We start from the raw sequence: 24,283 nt of genomic DNA on the forward strand, positions 1-24,283 counted from the left end.
TCGATTTTAAATTCGGAATATTCGCGATATTTAAATTGTAATTCATTTCCTTTTTTCGCGCAATACAAATTAGGTGTTCACCCAAATAAAGTTGCTCGCATATTGTAGCTTATGTAAGTAGACTGTTGCGAAGGAGTGAGTGCAGTGACAGGGAATGTATTAAATTATTATGCCGGTGGAAATACAGCTAGAGGATTTCACAGCTTATACGAAGAGAATTTGAAGGGGCTAGACAGGTTGTTTATTTTAAAGGGAGGCCCAGGAACGGGAAAATCTTCTTTAATTAAGGCAATAGGTCGTGAATGGGTTGAAAAAGGATATGATATTGAACTTTTGCATTGTTCTTCTGATAATAAGTCAGTTGATGGGGTGATTATTCCGAAATTAAAAGTAGGAATTGTTGATGGAACATCACCGCATGTTATTGAGCCGAAAATGCCAGGAGTTATTGAAGAGTATATAAATTTAGGAGTTGCTTGGGACTCAGATAAATTAAGAAAGCAGAAGTTAGAAATTGAACGGTTTGTATTAGAAGCGGGCAAGGCTTTCAAATCTGCTTACGGATGTTTTAAAGAGGCGTTAGTTATACATGATGAGTGGGAGAAAATATATATTAATAACATTGATTTTAATAAAGCAAATGAACTAACAGAACAGCTAATTCAGAAATTATTTGCAGATAAAAAGGGAGAACAATCGATTGTGAAACATCGTTTTTTAGGAGCTGCTACACCGAAAGGAGCAGTTGATTTTGTTCCTAATTTAACAGAAGGATTACCACATCGTTATTTTATAAAAGGACGCCCGGGTTCTGGAAAATCAACAATGCTTAAAAAGTTATCGAAGGCAGCAGAAGAAAAAGGTTTTGACGTTGAAGTATATCATTGCGGGTTTGACCCGAATAGTCTTGATATGGTTATCGTAAGAGAATTAGGATTTGCAATTTTTGATAGTACCGCACCACATGAATATTTTCCAAGTCGCGAAGGTGATGAGATTATAGATATGTATACTCTTATTGTTAAACCAGGGACGGATGAGAAGTATGCTACAGAAATTCGTGACGTTTCCATTCAATATAAAACAAAAATGAATGAGGCAATGTCTTTCTTAGCAAAAGCAAAATCAGTTCGTGATAAATTAGAACGAATTTATATTGCTGCTATGGATTTTTCAAAAGTGGATGCATATAAAGAGGAAATTCAAAAAGAGTTTGAACGAATTACTGCTACTGTAATTGAAAAGAAAAAATAAGTGCTTTATTGAGCTGTCAGAAATTGTCTGACAGCTGTTTTGGTATATAGTAAAATTAGTCGTATATTTGTCGAATTCCCAGGGAAATAATCAAAAAATGGAGATGGTATGAAATGAGAGAGAAAATTGAATTAGAACTAGAGCGAATTGAAAAAGAGAATGGTGTGAAAATTTTATTCGCTGTGGAATCAGGGAGTCGGGCGTGGGGGTTTCCATCGAAAGATAGTGATTATGATGTTAGGTTTGTTTATATACACCCTGTAGAATGGTATTTATCAATCCATGATAAGCGTGATGTAATCGAATATCCAATTAGTGATGATTTAGACATAAGTGGTTGGGATATTAAAAAGGCATTGCAACTATTCGCGAAGTCAAATCCAGCTTTACTTGAGTGGATTCGATCACCAATTTTTTATTCGAAAAACTCTAACTTTCCAGAGCAGCTTCAGCAAAAGAGTGAAAAGAATTTTGATCCAAAAGCAACGATATATCATTACTTACATATGGCTTCAAAAAATTATCGTGAATTTTTGCAAGGTGAAAATGTAAAGTTGAAAAAGTACTTTTATGTATTACGTCCTATTTTAGCTTGTCAGTGGCTAGAAGAGAAAGGGACATTACCTCCAGTAGAATTTGACCGATTACTTATAGAACTATCTATAGAACGTAGTGTATTGAATGAGATTGAGAAGTTGTTAGTAAAGAAAAAAGCGGGTACGGAATTAGATGTTGGATTGAAAGTTCAGGCGTTAAATCAATTTTTAGAAGAACAAATTGATTATTATCAGCAATACGTGAAAGGGATTGAAAAGGGATTAGGGATTGATATTGAGAGTTTGAATACATTATTTCGAGATATATTGTTTGAAGTATATGAAAAAGAGCACAAATGAGTTTGTGCTCTTTTTTATCCCGCATTAACGGGCAGTAAGACTCCCACCTCAAGATTCGGCTGGAGCGAAGAAGTTAGGTGGGAGGTCAACTGCCCGTAAACGCCCGATTGGTAAGGGCTGATTAAAGTTTCACTTTATTTTGTAGGAATAAAGAAAACAGATATAGCTGCGATAAGACCTGCAAAGGAGAATAAGTAAAAATTCCACGCCAAGTCATATTGCATTGTCATAATAATACCGACAAGAATAGGGCCAGCAATCGCACCAACTCGGCCAAGTCCAAGTCCCCAGCCTAAGGAGGTAGCTCGTATATGTGATGGGAAGTATTGTGTTACATAAGCATTTAATATTTGAGTAATACCGACTGATCCAATTCCAGCAAGACCAATTAAAAGATAAATGATTGTAACAGATGGTTTAATTGTTAATAGTCCAATACATATGGCTGCCATAAGATAGGAGATACTAATAACAATTTTTGCTCCTATACGATCGGCAATCGCCCCAGCAAATAATGCACCGATAGCTGCAGTAATATTTAGTATAAGTAGAAATGATAAACTAGATCCAAGAGGGTATCCTGCCTGGCGCATCATCTGTGGTAGCCAAGTATTTAAACCGTATATTAAAAACATTCCCATTATATAAGTGAGCCAAAAAAGTAGTGTTGCTTTTATGTAATCTTTTGAGAATAACGTAAGAAATCCATTTTTCTTTTGTATATTAGATGGTGTTTCAGGAATTTCATCTTTTACATGGAATTCAATTTGAAAGCGATTAAGAATTTTATTCACTTCTTCTTGTCGATTTCGCGATAATAAAAATTGAATGGACTCAGGTAAATAACGAATAATGAAAGGAATGAGGAGTAGCGGAATCATTCCGATGCCAAACATAATTCTCCATCCGAAATCTTCTAGCATAAACATGGATAAAATAGCGCCTAACACGATACCTAAAGGATAGCCGGTAAACATAAGAGCATAAATAAAAGATTGCCGTTTTTTTGGTGAATATTCAACAGTAAGTGCTGAAGCCGTTGGGATAACACCGCCTAATCCGATTCCTCCGATAAATCGAGATAACCCAAATAATTCAGGAGAAGGAGCAATTGCAGCTAAGCCCATTGTGATAGAAAAAAGGGCTAAACAGCATATAAGTGTCCATTTTCGTCCAATTAGATCTGTAATGGTTCCAACTAGAATAGCACCAATAAACATCCCAAATAAAGCATAGCTGGCAATTGTTCCAGCGTGGGCTGGTGATAGTGCCCAGCTTTTGTCTTCTAGGAGCTTTGGCAGAACGGCGCCGTAAATACCTAAATCATATCCGTCAGCTAGAATGGCTAGCCAACAAATAAAAACAACAAGTTTTGTAATAGAACTTGAAAAGATAGTTTCTGTAGATTCTAGATGAGGTGGAGCAGAAGGTTGCATAGTATTCACTCCTTTTATTTGTAGATGAATATATTATTTTATTTAATGTTAATATTTCCCTGCGTATGTCGAAATTTATATGAAAAGGTGTCATGAAAAATAAAAAAGTTCAACAGGATTCCCGTTGAACTTCTTTGTTTTTTTATTCGTTATCAACTCGCTTTAATGGTTGATCTGCTGGACCTTCCATAACATCCCCATCAATTGAAAAACGGGAACCGTGACAAGGGCAATCCCAAGTACAATCACCGCTATTCCATTCAACTTCACAGCCGAGGTGTGTGCAAGTTGTATCGACGATATGTAATTTTCCTTCTTTATCTTTATAAGCACCTGCTCGTTTACCGTTGACATGTACAACAGAACCTTCGCCAACTTCAAGATTTTCTGGCTTACGTAATGCGGTTTCAATTTTTCCTTCAATTAAGTGTTTAGCAACATCAATGTTCTGAGAGAGGAAAGTTTTTATATCCGGATTTGCATGAAAGCGTGATGGTGCAAACAGTTTTTTATATGGGCTGTGGACTTTTAGAATGGAGTCCTTCAGTAAATGAGCTGCTGCAGTTCCAGTCGTCATTCCCCATTTACGATATCCAGTTGCCACAAATATATTTGGATTCCTTTCGTTAATATGTCCGATATAAGGGAGTTTATCTAGCGTGATTAAATCTTGCGCTGACCATCTATAAGGAATTTCATCTACTCCAAAAGTAGATTCAGCAAAGGAATATAGTGCATCATAATGAAGCATCGTATTAATTCCTTGGCCTGTTTTATGGCTCTCTCCGCCAATCAATATCAACTTTTCTCCATTGCTTGTCGTATAACGTATGGAGCGTTTTGGATCATCGATACTTAAATACATGCCCCCTGGATAATCCGTTTTTGCTTTTATTGCGAGGGCATAGGAGCGTTCTGCGTACATTCGCGTAAAGAAAAAGCTATTAGCATCATAAAAAGGAAAATGTGAACAAGAGACAATATATTTACAAGTGATGCGATGGTCACCCTTTGTAATAACTTGTGGATAATCTCCTTTTTCCACATCAATGGCTGTTGTTTGCTCATAAACTTTTCCGCCCATTTCCACAAACTTTTCTAAAAGTGTTTTTAAATAAAGGAGGGGATGGAATTGCGCTTGATTTTTCATCACAAGTGCAGATTGTACGGGAATAGGAATCGACAGGGATTGAACATAGTCACAAGGAATATTTAATTTTTGATAGGCTTCATATTCTTTCGTTAAATTTCGCAGGCCATTATTGGTAGTTGTATATAAATACGAATCTTCATTTGTGAAATTACAGTCGATTTTATATGTTTGTACAGTCTCGTTTATGAATTGTAGAGCTTTACTATTTGATTCGTAGTAAAGCCTGGCTTTTTCAACACCAAAATTGTTTATTAATTCATCATAAATAAGATCATGTTGAGCTGTTACTTTTGCGGTTGTATGCCCAGTTGTTCCATTTAAAACAGAACCAGAATCAATTAAAACGACTTTCATTCCTTCTTTAGCGAGTAAATAGGCGGTGGTAATGCCTGTAATACCAGCTCCGATAACAGCAACTTCTGTCTTTATATTTTCGGATAAATGAGGAAAAGTAGGAAATTGAGTAGATTCAATCCAATAGGATGATGGTAACTGCGGAAATGTGTTATCTGTCATTTTGAAAACCTCCAAATTAGAACAATTTTCCTTTTAATATTTCCATATTATATGGAATTCATGTATGTTGTTTTCGTAGCGTTCTATTCTTACTAAATGAAAGAAAAAATATTTTAATATAATTATTTTATTGGGGCAGTATGAAGAAGTAGGATTTATATAAAGCTAAATTCAAGTGATTCCATTTGTTGATTACATAGAGAGTTCTTGAATAAGATAGAGTCTATGTTGTTTAAGTGGATATGTATATATACCTGATAAAGCCTTATGAAATCTATGCTTTTTCTTTAGTGAAATAAAGTATAATTATAAAAATATAACCAACTTTTATTACTAGGTCATAAAAGTTGTTGACAATATAGAAATTCTATTGTTATGATTCATCATGTGGAAAGGTTGATAGAGAGTAAAAAGAGAAATGTTTTTCATTGATAATAAAAGCGAAAATTAAGTGACGATAGAGTGAGTATATTTTCCTTATGATAAATGCTTTTTGGATCACGTAGTAAAATCAATCTGGAAGCAAGAATTGATATATGCAAGTTGCGCGGGGCGCGGCATAAGAAAGGGGCAAAAGGATGAAGGAGCTTCATACGTTTGGGTGGTATGCAGCACGTGTAGCACCACATTTGCCGAAAAAAGCATTTAAACCAGTTCCTAATCGATTATTTGGTGGACTGGCTTATTTACTTGTGGCATTGGCTGGTTTAATAACGATCGGTGTATTTGAATTGAATGTGTGGGCAAATCTAGGAATTGCAATTGTTCTTGGATTATGTTTTGCTTCACTTGGATTTTTAGGACATGAAATTTTACATGGAACAGTTGTAAGAAAGGCATGGCTTCGTGATTTTTTAGGTGCGATAGCATTTATGCCATTATCAACTGGCCCAAAACTTTGGAGAAAGTGGCATAATGCAACGCATCATGTTCACACACAGCATGAAGAGAATGATCCAGATGCATGGCCGACATTTGAGAAACTGAAAAAGAGTAAGTTTTTGAGTTGGGTATATCGCATGCCTCTTCATGTACGTTCATTCTTTAGTTTCCTGTCACTAACAATTCAATTTACGTTACATTCGACTCGAATGTTCTTTCATTTTATAAAAGAATTTAAGTCATCCAATCAAAAATCTGTATGGCTTCAACTTCTTTTGCCCTGGACAGTTTGGATTAGTTTATTGTTTATTATGGGACCTACAAAGTGGTTCTTTGCATACGTGATTCCGTTGTTAATTGCTAACTTTATTGTAATGGCGTATATCGCAACAAATCACCGCTTAAATCCTATTGTTCCAGTAAATGATCCTTTAGCAAACTGTTTATCAGTAACAGTACCGCGCTGGGTAGACGTTTTACATTTCAATTTCTCATACCATACAGAACATCATCTGTTTCCTGCTATGAGTTCTAAATACTATCCATTAGTAAAAGATAAAATTAAAGAAATGTGGCCGGAACGCTATCACGAAATGCCGATGACAAAAGCTTTGGCAGCACTTTGGAATACACCACGTGTGTATTATCACGGAAGTGAATTAGTTGATCCGCATAGGGAGCATTTCTATGGTTCTTTAGGAAATGGATTGGATCCTCATAATATTTCATATCGTGAGGAACATATAGAGGAAAAAGAGACTATAAAAAAAGTAAATCAATAATAGACATATCTTACGATGAAAAAGCAAGCTCTCTTAGAGCTTGCTTTTTGTTATAAAGAGACTTCTTTCTTGTTCTTCGTCTTGACCTGGACAGAGTTATTTTCTTTTCGTTGTAGTCGTTTTTCTAGAAGACTGACAAGATAAGTAAATAGAAGAACTAGTGCGAGATAGTATACACCAACAATGATATATGTATCTAATTGCTGGAAGTTACCTGCGGCAATTGATAAACCGGATCCCCATAATTCGGACATTCCTACATAAGCGACAAGTGAAGAATCTTTTAATCCAATAATAAATTGGTTCCCTAGAGGGGGAAGAGACAGACGAAATGCTTGTGGTAATATAATCCGGCGCATCGCTAAAGGGTAAGGCATCCCTAAAGAGCGAGCAGCTTCCAATTGTCCACGATCAACGGACTGAATGGATCCGCGGAAAATTTCAGTAATATATGCACCGTTATGGATTGCTAAAGCAATTGCTCCTGCCCAAAAAGGAGTGAAGACAATAATCGATGTAATACCGAAATAGAGAATGGCAATTTGAACAATTAAAGGTGTACCACGAATAATGGCGATATATACATGAGCAATACTATTTAAAACCTTATTGTTAGAGATTCGAAAGAAAGCGACTAGTAATCCAATTAGTGAACCGAGTAATAGGGATGTTAATGTTAATTGTAATGTGACAATAGTAGCCTTTAAGAGTGTGGGATAGGTAGAGATAAAAATTTCAAACATATGTGTCACCTCATATTGTATGGATTTTAGTAGTGAATGAAGTGCCCCACATACAAAGTGGGGCATGATTTATGAAATCTCTAAATGGCTAACTTACTTTGTTTTTGCCTCGTCTCCAAGAATATTACGCCCAAACCATTTTTTACTGATCTTTTCATACGTACCATCTTTAATGATTTCATCTAAAGCTTTATTTACTTTCTCAACCATTTCTTTATCATCTTTACGAATAGCAATTCCCATTTCATCAAGATTTAATGGTTTTCCAGCTTCTTTTATATTTGATTTACCTTCTTTGATCATACGTAAACCGACCATTTGATCAGTGATTACTGCATCAATACGTCCAGGCTCTAAGTCCATAAGTGCAGTAATATCGCTATCATATTCTGTGATTTGATCTGTATGTTTTGCAACAAGGTCTTTAAAGGTACTAGCTTTTACAACCCCAATTTTCTTACCTTTCAAATCTTCTGGAGAAGAGATAGATGTATTCTTTTTAGCCACAAAAATTTGGGCACCAGAGCGATAATAAGGATTGGAGAAACTAACAGCTTTTAAGCGTTCTTCTGTAATTGCCATACTGCCCAATATAGCATCATATTTTTTCGATTGTAGACCTTGAATTAGCGTTTCCCATGGATTTGTAATAGGAGTGGGTTTCATATTCATTTTTTTCGCAAGTGCCTCACCAATTTCCACATCAAAACCGGCAAGCTTTCCGTCATTTTCTTTATAGTTAAAAGGTTTATATAATCCACTCATCGCATAACGAAATTCTTTTTCACCATTTGAAGAAGTAGTAGCACTTTCCTTACTACAGGCTCCTAGTATGAAGGATGTACATAATGTAATACTCGCAACAATGGTTAATAGTTTTCTTTTCATAAAACCCCTCCTATATATTGATCATACGGATGGTTTTAAGTATGTTACTGAGATATTTTATTTGGACAATTAGTTGTGCACCGTATGGATGTATTTCTTTTCATTTGAAACAGAAGTTACATTATAAAACGTTGCGTAAAAATTGTTTTGCTCGTTCATGTGATGGAGCTGAAAAGAATTGTGCTGGCGGAGCGTCCTCTACAATCTTTCCGTCATCCATAAATATGACGCGATCAGCTACATCTCTTGCGAAATTCATTTCATGAGTAACAATAATCATGGTCATTCCTTCTTCAGCAAGTTCTTTCATAACTTGCAATACTTCTCCAACAAGTTCAGGGTCTAAGGCTGAGGTAGGTTCATCAAATAGCATAATTTTAGGGTTCATAGCAAGAGCTCGTGCAATCGCAACGCGTTGTTTTTGACCACCTGAAAGTAGGTGAGGAGTTACATCCGCCTTATCTTGTAGGCCGACTTTTTGTAGGAGTTGATTCCCAACATCCTTCGCGTCTGCTGTCTCCAATTTTTTTACGTGAATAGGTGCTTCTATGATGTTTTCTAGTGAGGTCATATGAGGAAAGAGGTTAAAGTGTTGAAAAACCATACCGACATTTTCACGGACTTTGTTTAAATTTGAATGCTTCGGATCAATTCGTTCACCTTGTAAGTGAATTTCACCTTCATCGTACATTTCTAAAAAGTTAAGACAGCGAAGTAATGTACTTTTGCCGGAACCACTGGCACCGATTAAAACAACAACTTCTTTTTCTTTTACTTCTAAATCAATTCCTTTTAAAACATCAAGTGAGCCAAATGATTTTACTAGATTTCGAACTTGAATCATACAAAACCCCCAGTCAAAAATATATTTTACAAATGTTGCCCCTTATTTCTGTTATTAGTCATAAATTGTCAGAATCCTTTATTTTTTTCAGGGGGATTTAATATTCAAAGAAATAATGATTTTTAAAATCCTTATATCTTTCTATAACGAAAAAATGGATAATAATATATAGGTAGTACTTATATTGCTTATAAGAAGGGGGAAAGAAGAGATGGGAAAAGAAAGAAAAACATTTTCCTTTGGCTTGCGTATACAGCTTATGTTATTTACTACAGTTTTAGCTTTCATTACATATTCAACAAGTTTAATTTTCATTTACGTTATATATGATTACTTTCAAAGTTATGTAAGTCAAACTGTTTATAATATTATCGTTATGTTATTAGGTGTAGTATGGTCTGGAATTTTAGCGTATGGGGCAGCAATATTTTTAATTAAACCACTTCGAAAGTTGGAAGAAGCAGCAAGGAAAGCGGCTGAAGGTGATATTCGTGAAGATGTCCCATTGCCAAAGACCGATGATGAGATTAAATCTTTAAGTGTTGCATTTAATATGATGCTAGGGAACTTAAGGGGCATGGTAAAAAATATCGATACTACATTTTCGTATACAAATAATCAAGTTCAGCAAATTAGAAGACAAACAGGGGAAGCGACAAAGCAAGCACGCGGTGTGTCTGAAACTCTTGCAGAGATTTCTTCTGGCGCCGAGCAATCAGCAGCTTCCATTCAGGCGATTGTTTCAACTGTCGATACAACAACCTCTATTGCGAGTGAAGTAGAAGAAAAAGCAAAAAAGTCCGACGAATTGTCTTTAGAAATGGTTCAAGCTTTAGGACAAAGTACACGTGTCTTTACTTCTTTAATTCAAGGCATTCAAACATTGGCAAAAGAGAATGAAGATTCGATGCAAAATGTACAGAAGTTAGAAGAACGAATGAAACAAGTAGAACATATTGTTTCTGTTGTGAGTGAGATTGCTAGTCAAACGAATTTATTAGCATTAAATGCTTCTATTGAGGCAGCTCGTGCTGGAGAGCATGGAAGGGGCTTTGCAGTTGTAGCTGAAGAAGTACGTAAACTTGCTGATGAAAGCGATCATTCTGCAAGAAATATATCGCAGTTATTACGAAATATGCAAGAGGAAGTGCAACAAGTCGCATTGAAAATGACGGAGCAAGTGAAAACAGCTAAAGAAGAGGCAAAACGAGGAGAAGCTACTGAATTAATTTTAAAAGAAATGTCATCAAGCATTATGGAAGTTGCCGATGCAACTAAGCAAATTAGTAGCTATATGAACGAGCAAGTGAGTCACATTCATCAAACAGGAGCACAGACGAAGGCTGTAGCAGCAATTGCTGAGGAAACATCAGCTGGTTCACAAGAAGTGGCACGTGTGACGTTGCAACAATCTAAAAATATGGTAGTAATCGATCAATTATTAAAGGATTTAGAGAAGCAAGCAGCGGACTTGAAACAAACCATTGAACGATTTTCAATGTAAAAAGGAAGAACAGAATTCTGTTCTTCCTTTTTACATATGGAAAGGAGGAATGCTTTGTTGAAAACGAAAAACATTACAAGGGTCATATGCTGTCTTCACTTTACGCAATCTTTGAAAATTAGAGCCATAATAACTAGTTTGCCAATTTTTTATGTCGATATCGGGCCAATTGACATAGTCTCCTAGTGTGTAAGGATCTAAGCTTTCCCGTAAATCTTTAACCCAGCGTATATTTCGATTTTCTTCATCGTTGCATTTCCAAGAAGTAATATATTCTTGAGCAATAATTGCCTTGCGGTGGAAATAAGCTGTTTCATTAGGCGAAATGTTTTCTACAGCACCTACGAGTGATTGGTGCCAAATACTCGCATCTTTATTTGGTGCATGAGAAAGAAAATATTGTAAGATTTGAATACCTTTAAGAGGGATAGGTTTATATACGTAGGAACCAGAGCGTTTGAATTTTTCAGGAATATTGCCGCTATTAAAGAATTGAACAGCCTTTATATACGGGACTTCATCTATAAAGAGAGAAGGATTACCAGTTTCAAGAAGAGGAGATAATAGAGGATAGAGTTCAGAAGGAGAGCCGACAAATTCACCTTTCACCTCGATTTTATTTCGTTGTTTAGAGAATAATTTAATTGATGAAGTGAGACGTTCATCTATATAAGGTGCCCAGTTTTGCCAAGCTTGAAATGCAGCAATAAAGTCTTTCCATTCCCATGTAAGTGAGAAAATTGATACGTTTTTAATAGGGTGGACTCGAAAGGTTAAGGAAGTAATAATCCCGAAATTTCCACCGCCACCGCCACGGCATGCCCAAAATAGGTTAGGGTTTTCTTGTTCATTTGCACGAATGATTTTTGCACCAAATTTCCCGCACGCTTGTACCATTTCGACTTCTACTAATTGATCACATGTTAGTCCAAATAAGCGTGAAAGCATGCCAATGCCACCGCCGAGTGTTAACCCCACAATTCCGACACTTGCACTTGTGCCAGCTGGTATTGTAACACCATATTTCCAAAGTTCTTTATACACAGTGCCAAGATTTGCACCCGCTTCAATTGTTGCTGTTAATTTTCCTGTACTAACCGTAATTTGCTTCATTTCACTCACATCAATAATAAGCCCGCCATTTAAAAGAGAGAAATTTTCGTAGCTATGTCGTCCACTTCTTAAGCGAAATGGTATATGACGCTCACGTGCCCATTTTAAGGCGTTACACACATCATTTTTATTTTGACAAAAAACAATAATACAAGGGAATTTTGGAATGCTTAAATTTAAATTTATTCGGGCTATGTCATACCTAGGATCCGAGGGAACGACGATACGACCAGTTAATTTTGTTGGTTTCAATTTATATCTCCTTTCTGAAATAATATGAGCTTGTATTAGTATATGAAGAGTGTATTTAACACGCATGGACGAGAAGAAGAGAAGGGTTAGATTTATCCCGTTATTTGCGAGCAGTAAGACAATCCGGCTGAAACAAAGAAGATAGGGCTGCTCGTAAAAGCTCGATTGGTAAGGGCTAATAATCAGCGGGGAATGGACATCTCCTTAACGATTAAAGTTTCACTTTATCTTTGTGAGAAATAAATAAGGCATAAGAATAAGGAAACTACATAGAGTTCAATGAAAACAGTTGCAAACTATTCATATTTTGTTATGATAGTGTTACGAAAACGTTTGCATAAAAAATCCGATGGGATGCAAAAGGAGAGAATTAGTATGAATAAGACATGGTGGAAAGAAGCTGTCGCTTATCAAATTTATCCACGTAGCTTTATGGATTCAAATGGTGATGGTATTGGAGATTTACAGGGGATTATTGCAAAGCTGGATTATTTAAAAGATTTAGGTATAGATGTAATTTGGATTTGTCCAATGTATAAATCACCTAATGACGATAATGGTTATGATATTAGTGACTATCAAGATATTATGGATGAATTTGGTACGATGGAAGATTTTGATATGCTACTAGATGAAGTTCATAAGCGTGACATGAAGCTTATTATTGATTTAGTTATTAATCATACAAGTGATGAACATCCATGGTTTATTGAATCAAGTTCTTCTAAAGACAATCCGAAGCGTGATTGGTATATTTGGCAGGATGGTAAAGACGGCGCGGAACCAAACAATTGGGAAAGTATCTTTAATGGTTCTGCATGGGAATATGATGAAGTGACAGAGCAATATTATTTACATTTATTCTCGCGTAAACAACCAGATTTGAACTGGGAGAATAAAGAAGTTCGTGAAGTTTTATATGATACTGTTAATTGGTGGCTTGATAAAGGTATTGATGGTTTCCGCGTCGATGCGATTAGTCATATAAAAAAAGAAGATGGCCTCAAGGATATGCCAAACCCAAAAGGGTTAAAGTATGTGCCTTCTTTTGACAAACATATGAATGTAAATGGTATTCAGCCATTACTAGAAGAATTAAAAGAAAACACATTTGCTAAATACGATATTATGACTGTTGGAGAAGCAAATGGTGTGAAAGTTGAAGATGCTGATCTTTGGGTTGGAGAAGAGAATGGTAAATTCAATATGGTATTCCAATTTGAGCATTTAAGCTTATGGGATGCAGAAAAGAAGAAAGATCTTGATGTTGTTGAGTTGAAAAAAGTATTAACAAAGTGGCAAAAAGGTTTAGAAAATAAGGGATGGAATGCTTTATACATTGAAAATCATGATAAGCCACGTATTGTGTCTACTTGGGGAAATGATAAAGAATATTGGCGTGAAAGTGCAACGGCTTTAGGTGCGATGTATTTCTTTATGCACGGCACACCGTTTATTTATCAAGGACAAGAAATTGGTATGACAAATGTTCAGTTCCCAAATATTGAAGATTACGATGATGTAGCAGTTAAAAATTTATATCGTGAGAAAATTGCAGAAGGAGTATCGCATCAAGATATGATGGAAATTATATGGGCTTCTTGCCGCGATAATTCACGTACACCTATGCAGTGGAACGATGAGATGAATGCTGGTTTTACAACAAATGCACCTTGGTTTGGCATGAATCCAAATTACAAAGAAATTAATGTTGAAAAGCAAAAAAATGAAGAGAAGTCTATTTTCAATTTCTATAAGAAAATGATTGCCTTGAAAAAAGAGCACGATGTACTGAACTACGGTACGTATGATTTACTTTTAGAAGACGATCCACAAATTTATGCATATACACGTACGTTACAGGATGAAAAAGTCATTGTAATTAGTAATATCTCAAAAGAGGAAGTTGTGTATAATGAGCCTTTATTCGCACTAGAACGCAAACGTTTGCTTTTAAATAACTATGAAGTTGCGGAACATGAAAAAGTAACTACAATCACGTTGAAACCTTATGAAACAAGGGTTTATCGCATTTTATAATGAAAAAGGATGCTCTTTGAGCATCTTTTTTTATGAAAAAAAATAAATTTCTATTGCAATGTGAAAACGCTTTTATTAAAATAGATTTATGAAAACGGTTGCGCAAAGAGAAAAAGAAACATAAGGAATCGTTTTCATAAGAGAAACAGAAATTATAATTTAAATCATTATGTTGTTATAAATAAAGGGGAGGAAAAACAGATGAAAATTACGTCTTTTGATTTTTGGCAAAAGTTCGGGAAAGCGTTACTAGTTGTTGTAGCTGTAATGCCAGCAGCTGGTTTAATGATTTCCATCGGTAAGTTAATTGGGATGTCTGCTGGGGATGTTAACGCAGTTCATACCATTGCTCGAGTAATGGAAGACATCGGTTGGGCAATTATTACAAATCTACACATCTTATTCGCAGTAGCAATTGGGGGATCTTGGGCGAAGGATCGAGCAGGTGGTGCATTTGCAGCACTATTAGCATTCGTTTTAACAAACAGAATTACAGGAGCTATATTTGGCGTAAACGCTCAAATGTTAACGGATTCAAAAGCGACAGTTTCTTCATTTTTAGCAGGAGATTTACTTGTAAAAGATTACTTTACTTCTGTACTTGGTGCACCAGCATTAAACATGGGAGTTTTCGTAGGGATTATCACAGGTTTCTTAGGAGCTACTTTATATAACAAATACTACAATTATAATAAACTGCCACAGGCATTAGCATTCTTTAATGGAAAACGATTCGTACCATTCGTTGTAATTGTTTGGTCTACAGTCACTGCGATTGTATTATCACTTGTATGGCCATTTATCCAAAGTGGATTAAATGAATTTGGTCGCTGGATTGCAGCATCTAAAGATAGTGCACCAGTTATTGCACCGTTTGTATATGGAACGTTAGAACGTTTATTATTACCATTTGGATTACATCATATGTTAACAATTCCGATGAACTACACAGAGCTAGGCGGAACATATACGATGTTAACTGGCTCAAAGGTTGGACAAATTGTAGCGGGACAAGATCCGTTATGGCTTGCATGGATTACAGATTTAAATAACTTATTAGCAAATGGAGATACGAAAGCATATAACGATTTATTAAATAACGTTGTACCAGCTCGTTTCAAAGCTGGACAAGTTATCGGCTCAACGGCAGCGTTAATGGGGATTGCGTTTGCGATGTTCCGTAATGTTGATAAAGAAAAACGTGCAAAATATAAACCAATGTTCTTATCAGCTGCATTAGCAGTATTCTTAACAGGTGTAACAGAACCAATTGAATTCATGTTCATGTTTATTGCACCAGTATTATATGTTGTGTATGCAATTACAACAGGACTTGCATTCGCATTAGCGGATTTAATTAATTTACGTGTTCATGCATTTGGATTTATTGAGTTAATTACACGTACACCAATGATGATCAATGCAGGTTTAACGAGAGATTTAATCAACTTTGTCATTGTTTCATTAGTGTTCTTCGGCCTTAACTTTACGTTATTCAACTTCTTAATTAAAAAATTCAATTTACCAACGCCAGGGCGTGCAGGTAACTATATTGATAATGAAGATGAGTCAACAGAAGGAACAGGAAATGTACAAGATGGTTCATTAGCAACAAAAGTTATTGATTTATTGGGCGGAAAAGATAATATTGCTGACGTAGATGCTTGTATGACACGTTTACGTATAACAGTAAAAGATTTAGATGTTGTTGCACCAGAAGCACAATGGAAACAAAATGGTGCTTTAGGACTTATTGTTAAAGATAAAGGTGTACAAGCCGTATATGGCCCGAAAGCTGACGTATTAAAGTCAGACATTCAAGATATGTTAGGTGCGTAATAATATGAAATTGCTAACTTTAAATTGTCACTCTTGGCAAGAAGAGAATCAAATTGAAAAAATAAAGTATCTTGCTAAAGCAATTCAAGAAGAAGATTATGATGTGATCGCATTGCAAGAAGTAAGTCAGTCTATACAAGCTGAAAATGTATGCGGTAACAAGAAAAAAGATAATTTTGGGCTTTTACTGCTAGAAGAGTTAAGAGCATTAAATGTAAAAGAATACAATATTATTTGGGATTTCTCTCATATTGGATATGATGTGTACGAAGAAGGATTAGCAATTATAACAAAGCACAACATTGTAAAGGAAGATACGTTCTTTGTCTCAGAAAATAAGGATACAACGTATTGGAAAACACGCAAAATTGTAAGTGCAACAATTGCTTATAATGATAAGAATATAACGTTTTATTCTTGCCATCTCGGTTGGTGGAATGATGAAGAAGAATCATTCAAAGACCAAGTTGATCGTTTAATGGAGCGTGTAAATAGCAATGAACTTTCCTTCTTAATGGGTGATTTTAATAACAATGCTCGTTTGGAAGGAGAGGGTTATGAGTATACGATGCAAAAAGGTTTATATGACACATATGAACTAGCGATAGAGAAGGATGAAGGAACAACTGTCCAAGGAGAGATTGCTGGTTGGGATGAAAATAAACAAAACTTACGAATCGACCTAATATTAAGCAATCAAAGTAAAACAGTTAATTCTTCAAAAGTCATTTTTAATGGAACAAATCGAAATGTAATTTCTGATCATTTCGGTGTAGAAGTACAATTAGATATATAATAGAAGAAACCCTCACAGATAATGAAAAGCTGGGAGGGTTTTTTGATAAATACAAGTATTCCCAAGAGAAAATACTTGTATTTTTTATGACATTTACTATATATTTGTTATTATTGAATGTAAAACTAATTTGGTCATTTTGTATGCATACTTTTTTTACTTCGTTATATAATGAAGTAAGTGAAATATTTAATGGGAAAAATAGTATGTTTTCGTTTAATCCACGATGTAGAAAGTGATATAATTGCAAAATGTATGTATCATTTTCTAAAGAAAGAAAAATATATAATTAGGTGATTGCTTATATGAAACAGATTTGGCGTATTTATAAGACAGATTTACGGAATGTAGCCAAACATTGGGCTGCAATTGTTATTGTTTTAGGGTTAATGATTTTACCATCGTTATATGCATGGTTTAACATCAAAGCTTCTTGGGATCCTTACGGAAATACGAAAGGAATCCAGATTGCAGTTTCTAACCAAGATGTTGGATCAAATTTAAGAGGGAAAGATATTAATATCGGGAAAGAAATTGTAGATTCACTTAAGAAGGACAAAAATTTCGGGTGGAAGTTTGTTGATGAAAAGCAAGCAATTTATGGAGTAGAGCGTGGAGATTATTCCGCAAGTATTACTATTCCAAAAGATTTTTCTGAAAAGATTGCAACGGTCTTGAATGAAAATCCACAGAAGCCGGAAATTGATTACTATGTAAATGAAAAGGTGAATGCCATTGCACCGAAGATTACAGCTAAAGGTGCATCGGGTCTTACAGAAGAGGTTAGTAAAAACTTTGTTAAAACAGCAAACGGTGAGATTTTTAAAATCTTCAATGACCTTGGAATCGATTTAGAAACTAACTTACCAAGTATCGAGAAGGTAAAAGATCTTGTATTTAAGTTAGAAGCGCAGTTCCCAGAAATGAATACACTTATGGATAAGGCGTTAGATGATGCAACTCGAGCGGAAGATATCGTGAAAGTAGCACAAAAAGATCTACCTGTTGTAGAGAGTGTAATAAATGATGGGCAAGAAGCGTTGGCAAATTTAGATAAGTTCTTTGCAAGACAAGATCAAACATTAAAGAATGCTCCAGGAACGATAAGAAATGATTTAGTAGTAGCAAAAGGCGTTATGGATAGTGCAGCTGCATTTACTGACTTTTTAATGAATCCAGGTGTAGACTTAAATATTCCTGATTTGTCTGGAATGAATGGATTACCTGAATTCCCTGCAAGACCGGACCTTTCTAAGTTGAATAGTGATGGTTATAAAAATATAGCGCAAAATATTAATCAAACAGTCAATAATGTTTTAAGTTCATCCCGTGCAGGAACAGCTTATGCACAAAGTGTTATGGATGGATTGCAAAATGGGAGCGTTGACCCAGAGATAGCTAAGAAAAATATTTCAACTATATCTAATAATCTTCAAACGCATATTGACAATCTCTCTTATGTAATTGATGTTATGGCTCGTTTAGAGCAAGGAGCTCAAACTGAGTTTGGGCAAAATTTCTTTAAAACAAGAAAAGAGCATTTAACAGCTATTAAAGATGGACAACAAGATTTAAATAATCGATTTAAACGTTTAAATGATTTGATTAGCACAGGTCAAGAAGTAAAACAAGATGTGCGAGATGGAATCAATCAGAAACTAAATGAAACAAATGCTTTAATCGATCGAGCTGAAAAAGATTATAATGAAACATTTGTAGCAGATTATCAAAAAGCAGTTAGTACAGTAGATCAAGCTAAAGTTGATGCAAATGCAGCATATGACAATGCAAAAGCAGATTACGATAAAGCAAAAAATGGCCTTGAAGGTGCAAAAGCAGATTTACAAAAAGCGAAAGAAGATGTACAAAATAGAGGTGTTAACGGTTTAGATTCAACGAAAGTAGCTTTAAATAGCTTAAATGGTCAATTCCAATCTGGAATTGGTTTGATTGATGATATGATTCCAGTTCTAGAAAGTACAAATAAGGTTTTAGCGGATGTAAATAGTGATAAAAACCTTAATAATGGAATTACAAAATTAAACAAAGCGAAAAGCAGCTTACAAAAAGGTGTAGAGGCAACGAATAAGGGGATTACACTTCTTAACAATGGCCAAAAACCTACAAAAGATGTAATTGAAAGTATTAACAACGCTGCGAAGGGCGGATCAGCTCAATTAACAGATGTATTATCGACGTATGATTCAGAAATTGTACCTAACTTTAATACAGCAATTGCTCGTACAAAAGAGATGTCGAAAAATACAACTCAAATTTTAAATGATGCAGACAAAAAGCTTCCAGATGTTAAAAAATTACTAGAAGATTCATCCAAAGGCTTAGTAGACGGTAGAAAGAAATTAGCAGACATTAAAGCTGAAATGCCGGAGACTGAGAAAAAGATTAAAGAATTAGCAGATAAAATTCGTGATTTTGAATCTGAAGAGGATATAAAAGACATCATACGCTTATTGAAAAACGATGTTGAAAAGCAAAGTGACTACTTTGCAAATCCAGTAAATTTAAAAGAGAATAAATTATTTGCAATGCCGAACTACGGTTCAGCAATGTCACCATTCTATACAGTGCTTGCATTATGGGTAGGCGCATTATTGATGGTTTCATTATTAACGGTAGAAGTACACGAAGAGGGCGCGAATTATAAGAGCCATGAAGTTTACTTCGGACGTTTATTAACATTCTTAACGATAGGTCTTTCACAAGCGTTTATCGTATCAATGGGAGATATATTCTTACTCGGTACGTACGTAGTCGATAAGTTCTGGTTTGTGTTATTTAGTTTATTTATTGGGGGAGTCTTTGTTTGTATCGTATACTCACTCGTTTCTATTTTCGGAAACGTTGGGAAATCGATGGCGATCATTTTACTTGTACTGCAAGTAGCGGGATCAGGCGGAACATTCCCAATTCAAATGACACCACCGTTCTTCCAAGCAATTTATCCGTTCTTACCATTCACATATGCAATTAGTGCAATTCGTGAAACAGTTGGCGGAATGCTTTGGGATATAGTAACTAGAGATTTACTTGTGTTAAGTGTTTTCGTAGTAGTTATGATTGTGGCTGCGTTATTACTGAAAACACCAATTAACAAATCAAGTGAAAAGTTTGTTGAGAACGCAAAAGGAAGTAAAATTATTCATTAAAAATAAAAGGTTCCTACCGATAGTGGTAGGAACCTTTTTGTTTAATCAAATTTTAATTTCTTTAATGCTTCTGCGAATGGATTGTTTAATGGTTCTTCTTCTTTGTTCTGCTGTTTCATATATTTTTGAACGTCGCGTTTATCAGCTTTGCTGCCGGATTCTTTTTTACGTCTCTCTTGGAATGTAGAAAGTTTCTCACGATAGCCACATTTACATGCGAAAATTTGGCCTGCTCCTTCACCACGAAGTTCTAGTTTCTTTTTACACTGAGGACAGCGTGCATTTGTAGTGCGGGATACATTTTTACGGTGACCACATTCGCGATCTTGGCATACAAGCATTTTACCTTTTTTACCGTTTACTTCTAACATTGGTTTACCACAGTCTGGACAAGACTTCGTTGAAATGTTGTCGTGTTTATATTTCTTATCACTCGATTTAATTTCAGCAACAATTTCTTTCGTATAGTTCTTCATTTCTGAAATGAATACTTCTTTCTTTAATTTTCCTTTAGCGATAGCTTCTAACTTTTGCTCCCATTCACCAGTTAGTGTAGGAGATTTCAGTTCTTCTGGCACTAAATCAAGTAACTGACGGCCTTTTGAAGTAATGTGAATATCTTTACCACGTTTTTCAAGCAAGAACGAATTGAATAACTTGTCGATAATATCAGCTCGTGTAGCTACAGTACCTAATCCACCAGTTGACTTTAACGTGTCAGCAAGTTGTTTGTTTTGCGTATCCATGTATTTTGTTGGGTTTTCCATCGCTGAAAGTAATGTTGCTTCATTAAAACGTGCAGGTGCTTTCGTTTGACCTGATGTTTGGACAATTAGTTTTATGTTTAATGTATCGCCTTTTTCGATGCGAGGTAAGATTTGTTCTTTTACATCATCGCTTGCATCATCATCTTCAAATCGATTTTCATAAACCTCTTTCCAACCAGCATGTAAAATCGTTTTTCCGCGTGCGATGAACGTTTCGTCACCAATTTTCGTGCGCAATGTTAGTTGTTCATATTCAAAGGCCGGGAATAAAACAGCTAAGAAACGTTTTACAACTAAGTCATAAATTTTACGTTCTTTATCTGTGAAAGCTGAGAAGTTTACATAGCTCTCTGTTGGAATAATTGCGTGATGATCACTTACTTTACTATCATCAACAAATGATTTATTAGATTTTACAGGTTTCTGCAATACTTTATGTGCTAAAGGACGGTATTCTCCAACTCCGCAAGCCTTCAGACGCTCTGGAAGTGTTCCGACAATATCAGATGAAATATAGCGTGAATCTGTACGAGGGTACGTTAAAACTTTATGCTGTTCATATAATTTTTGCATAATGTTTAATGTTTCTTTCGCAGAGTAACCAAATATTTTATTCGCATCACGTTGTAGCTCAGTTAAATCGTAAAGACCAGGGGCGAACGATTTCTTTTGTTTTTTATCAATGTCTACAACAGTAGCATTTTGCTTACTAATTTTGTTCACGATTGCATCAGTTTTTTCTTTATTAAAGCTACGGCTATTTCCTTTTGTATCTTGCCAAGTTAGCTTTAATCTCTCAGCTGTTTGAGCTTCGATACCATAGTAAGTTTGAGCTTTGAAATGTTTGATTTCATCTTCACGGCTTGCAATCATGGCTACAGTAGGTGTTTGAACACGACCACAATTTAGTTGGGCATTAAAGCGAGTAGTTAATGCTCGAGTCGCATTAAGTCCGATATACCAGTCAGCCTCTGAACGTGCGACAGCTGAAGCGTATAGATTGTCATATGCTTTTCCTGGTTTTAAATTTGCGAAGCCATCTTTAATTGCTTTATCGGTAACAGATGAAATCCATAGACGTTTAATCGGTTTCTGCATTTTAACTTTATCGATAATCCAGCGTGCGACCAACTCGCCCTCACGACCGGCGTCAGTAGCTATAATGATTTCATTTACATCTTTTCTAAGAAGCTGACTTTTTACAGCGTTAAACTGTTTCCCTGTTTGTTTAATAACGGTTAGTTTTAAACGCTCCGGTAGCATTGGTAAATCTTCTAAATTCCACTGTTTATATTTCACATCATAGCTTTCTGGATCAGCTAATGTAACGAGATGACCTAAAGCCCAAGTAACAATATATTTACTACCTTCAAGATAGCCGTTCCCTTTTTTATCACATTTCAGTACACGTGCGATATCACGTGCAACAGAAGGTTTTTCAGCAATTACAATACTTTTTGCCATATTTAAAAACATCCTTTCAAATTTCCATACGTTAAATATAGCATACATCTTTGTTCTATTCAGTCTTGCTGACGGTTTGAGTTATTTGTGGTGAAATATACGTGTGAGAGTTTTACTTATATAAAGGCGAAGAATGGTTGAACCAGGAGAGTTCTGATCTCTATCATTCTATAAAAGTAAAGAACTTGTTATTTTACTAGAATAAGAGTAGACTTTGAAGTAGATGAATAATAAACACATGGGAGTTTGTGGATGCAAACTGAGAGTATGACTAGTCCGTCATTGACCATTTGAACCTGTTGGATAATGCCAGCGTAGGGAGAGTGTAAAAGCACATGTTCAGGCACTTTGCGTACGCGCAAAGTGCCTTTTTGTGTATCTCCCATTACTATAGTTAGGAGATGAAAAGGATGAATATGAAAGAAATTAGTAAAGTAGTGGATTTGGTGAGAGAGTCTAATCCACTCGTGCATAATATTACAAATGTTGTTGTAACAAATTTTACAGCAAACGGTTTGTTAGCATTAGGAGCATCACCTATAATGGCGTATGCAAAAGAAGAAGTAGCAGAAATGGCTAGCATTGCGGGAGCCCTTGTTTTAAATATGGGTACACTTCGTCCTGAAGAGGTAGAAGCGATGTTACTTGCTGGTAAATCAGCAAATAAGAATGATGTACCAGTATTGTTTGATCCAGTTGGGGCAGGAGCAACTTCTTATCGAACAGAAGTTGCGAGATATATTCCAGCTGAAATCGATTTAGCTGTTATCCGCGGAAATGCGGCTGAAATAGCTAACGTTATTAATGAGAAATGGGAAATTAAAGGTGTAGATGCTGGTACTGGAAACGGTAATGTTTTAAATATTGCAAAACAGGCAGCGGATGAATTAAATACAGTTGCGATAATTACTGGACAAGAAGATGTTGTTACAGATGGAGAGCGAACTATTCTTATTCGAAATGGCCATCCTATTTTAACGAAAGTTACTGGAACAGGTTGTTTACTAACTTCTGTAATAGGAGCATTTGTAGCGGTAGAAAAGGATTATGTAAAGGCAGCAGTAGCCGCATTAACATTCTATGGAGTAGCAGCAGAAGTAGCGGCTTCGAAAACAGTAGAGAATGGACCAGGAAGCTTTCAAATTGAATTTTTAAATCAGTTAGCGAATACAACTTCAGATGATATTGAGAAGTATGGAAAGATTGAGGTTATACAGTAAGGAGAGGAACTAGATGTCGCGCATTACAATGGATGAAATGTCTAGGTTATTACCAGTATATTTTATTATGGGAAGTAACAATTGTAAGAAGGAGCCACTACAAGTATTGAGAGATGCACTAGAAGGTGGTATAACCATTTTTCAACTTCGTGAAAAGGGAGAAGGGGCTTTAACGGGAGAGAAACGTATTGATTTTGCGAAAGAACTACAAGCGCTTTGCAAGGAGTACGGTGTACCATTCATCGTAAATGATGATGTGGAACTAGCCCTCGAGTTAGATGCAGATGGCGTGCATGTTGGACAAGATGATGAAGGAATTACTTCTGTTCGTGAAAAAATGGGTGATAAAATTGTTGGTGTATCTACACATACAATTGAAGAAGCACGCTGGGCGATTGAAAATGGAGCTGATTATTTAGGAGTTGGTCCAATTTTCCCGACGAGTACGAAAAAAGATACAAAAGCGGTTCAAGGAACGGAAGGTCTAAAGTATTTTAGGGAACAAGAGATTACAATACCGATCGTTGGGATTGGTGGGATTACAATTGAAAATACAGCTTCTGTTATAGAAGCGGGTGCGGATGGTGTTTCAGTTATTTCAGCGATTAGCTTAGCGGAATCTGCGTATGAAGATACGAAGAAATTAGTTGAGGAAGTAAATAAGAGTTTGTAGAGTCGCAAAATGAGTTGTTTCGTTTATCCTGCTATTTGTGGGAGTCTTACGCCG

The 24,283-nt window shown here is 35.7% G+C and carries 17 protein-coding genes, 1 pseudogene and 1 riboswitch; of the genes and pseudogenes, 11 read left to right on the forward strand and 7 right to left on the reverse strand.

Annotated features, from left to right (window positions below; genetic code table 11):
* Positions 1–144 precede the first annotated feature (144 nt).
* A complete protein-coding gene (locus tag MKX37_RS02060; RefSeq protein ID WP_078422397.1) occupies positions 145–1,254 on the forward strand; it encodes a PRK06851 family protein in 1,110 nt (369 codons plus the stop codon).
* A 113-nt stretch (positions 1,255–1,367) separates the two neighbouring features.
* Positions 1,368–2,150 (forward strand): nucleotidyltransferase domain-containing protein, encoded by a 783-nt coding sequence (locus MKX37_RS02065; RefSeq protein ID WP_002124948.1) that lies wholly within the window; start codon positions 1,368–1,370, stop codon positions 2,148–2,150.
* A 134-nt stretch (positions 2,151–2,284) separates the two neighbouring features.
* Here MKX37_RS02065 and MKX37_RS02070 read toward each other — a convergent pair whose 3' ends face one another.
* Together MKX37_RS02070 and MKX37_RS02075 are read right to left on the reverse strand one after the other, a co-directional pair.
* Positions 2,285–3,586, reverse strand: a complete 1,302-nt coding sequence (locus MKX37_RS02070) for an MFS transporter (protein WP_002016702.1) — start codon at positions 3,584–3,586, stop codon at positions 2,285–2,287.
* A 142-nt stretch (positions 3,587–3,728) separates the two neighbouring features.
* On the reverse strand, positions 3,729–5,255 hold the full coding sequence (locus tag MKX37_RS02075) for an FAD-dependent oxidoreductase (RefSeq protein ID WP_078422398.1): 1,527 nt from the start codon (positions 5,253–5,255) through the stop codon (positions 3,729–3,731).
* Positions 5,256–5,833: 578 nt separating this feature from the next.
* Here MKX37_RS02075 and MKX37_RS02080 point away from each other — a divergent pair.
* Positions 5,834–6,919, forward strand: a complete 1,086-nt coding sequence (locus MKX37_RS02080) for a fatty acid desaturase family protein (RefSeq protein ID WP_002091268.1) — start codon at positions 5,834–5,836, stop codon at positions 6,917–6,919.
* A 50-nt stretch (positions 6,920–6,969) separates the two neighbouring features.
* Here MKX37_RS02080 and MKX37_RS02085 read toward each other — a convergent pair whose 3' ends face one another.
* The 3 genes from MKX37_RS02085 to MKX37_RS02095 form a co-directional block, all read right to left on the reverse strand.
* Entirely contained in the window at positions 6,970–7,662 is a 693-nt protein-coding gene (locus tag MKX37_RS02085) for an amino acid ABC transporter permease (RefSeq protein WP_002169270.1), read from the reverse strand.
* Positions 7,663–7,755: 93 nt separating this feature from the next.
* The gene (locus MKX37_RS02090) at positions 7,756–8,550 is read right to left on the reverse strand and encodes an ABC transporter substrate-binding protein (RefSeq protein WP_002091263.1); all 795 of its coding nucleotides are present in this window, start codon (positions 8,548–8,550) and stop codon (positions 7,756–7,758) included.
* Positions 8,551–8,671: 121 nt separating this feature from the next.
* On the reverse strand, positions 8,672–9,394 hold the full coding sequence (locus MKX37_RS02095) for an amino acid ABC transporter ATP-binding protein (RefSeq protein ID WP_002029539.1): 723 nt from the start codon (positions 9,392–9,394) through the stop codon (positions 8,672–8,674).
* A 376-nt stretch (positions 9,395–9,770) separates the two neighbouring features.
* Between MKX37_RS02095 and MKX37_RS27375 the strand changes: the two are divergent.
* Together MKX37_RS27375 and MKX37_RS02100 are read left to right on the forward strand one after the other, a co-directional pair.
* A pseudogene (locus MKX37_RS27375) lies at positions 9,771–9,956 on the forward strand (HAMP domain-containing protein); the annotation flags it as partial.
* A 15-nt stretch (positions 9,957–9,971) separates the two neighbouring features.
* On the forward strand, positions 9,972–10,898 hold the full coding sequence (locus MKX37_RS02100; RefSeq protein ID WP_407060706.1) for a methyl-accepting chemotaxis protein: 927 nt from the start codon (positions 9,972–9,974) through the stop codon (positions 10,896–10,898).
* A 30-nt stretch (positions 10,899–10,928) separates the two neighbouring features.
* Here MKX37_RS02100 and MKX37_RS02105 read toward each other — a convergent pair whose 3' ends face one another.
* Positions 10,929–12,263: an FAD-binding oxidoreductase gene (locus MKX37_RS02105; protein WP_078422399.1), complete on the reverse strand. Its 1,335-nt coding sequence runs from the start codon at positions 12,261–12,263 to the stop codon at positions 10,929–10,931.
* A gap of 375 nt (positions 12,264–12,638) precedes the next feature.
* Here MKX37_RS02105 and MKX37_RS02110 point away from each other — a divergent pair, with 375 nt between their 5' ends.
* From MKX37_RS02110 to MKX37_RS02125, 4 genes are all read left to right on the forward strand, one after another.
* On the forward strand, positions 12,639–14,303 hold the full coding sequence (locus MKX37_RS02110; RefSeq protein WP_002186833.1) for a glycoside hydrolase family 13 protein: 1,665 nt from the start codon (positions 12,639–12,641) through the stop codon (positions 14,301–14,303).
* A gap of 201 nt (positions 14,304–14,504) precedes the next feature.
* A complete protein-coding gene (locus tag MKX37_RS02115) occupies positions 14,505–16,142 on the forward strand; it encodes a PTS transporter subunit IIBC (protein WP_002029549.1) in 1,638 nt (545 codons plus the stop codon).
* A gap of 4 nt (positions 16,143–16,146) precedes the next feature.
* A complete protein-coding gene (locus tag MKX37_RS02120; protein ID WP_002113634.1) occupies positions 16,147–16,938 on the forward strand; it encodes an endonuclease/exonuclease/phosphatase family protein in 792 nt (263 codons plus the stop codon).
* Between the two features lie 305 nt (positions 16,939–17,243).
* Positions 17,244–20,105: a YhgE/Pip domain-containing protein gene (locus MKX37_RS02125; protein ID WP_078422400.1), complete on the forward strand. Its 2,862-nt coding sequence runs from the start codon at positions 17,244–17,246 to the stop codon at positions 20,103–20,105.
* Positions 20,106–20,146: 41 nt separating this feature from the next.
* Here MKX37_RS02125 and topB read toward each other — a convergent pair whose 3' ends face one another.
* A complete protein-coding gene (gene topB, locus MKX37_RS02130) occupies positions 20,147–22,336 on the reverse strand; it encodes a DNA topoisomerase III (RefSeq protein ID WP_002124971.1) in 2,190 nt (729 codons plus the stop codon).
* A 228-nt stretch (positions 22,337–22,564) separates the two neighbouring features.
* Positions 22,565–22,674: riboswitch (TPP riboswitch) on the forward strand.
* A gap of 72 nt (positions 22,675–22,746) precedes the next feature.
* Here topB and thiM point away from each other — a divergent pair.
* Positions 22,747–23,556 (forward strand): hydroxyethylthiazole kinase, encoded by an 810-nt coding sequence (gene thiM / locus MKX37_RS02135; RefSeq protein ID WP_002124973.1) that lies wholly within the window; start codon positions 22,747–22,749, stop codon positions 23,554–23,556.
* Positions 23,557–23,569: 13 nt separating this feature from the next.
* Entirely contained in the window at positions 23,570–24,229 is a 660-nt protein-coding gene (gene thiE / locus MKX37_RS02140) for a thiamine phosphate synthase (protein ID WP_078422401.1), read from the forward strand.
* Positions 24,230–24,283 lie beyond the last annotated feature (54 nt).

The sequence above is a fragment of the Bacillus sp. FSL R5-0709 genome (genome assembly GCF_038004785.1).
Lineage (GTDB): Bacteria > Bacillota > Bacilli > Bacillales > Bacillaceae_G > Bacillus_A > Bacillus_A mycoides.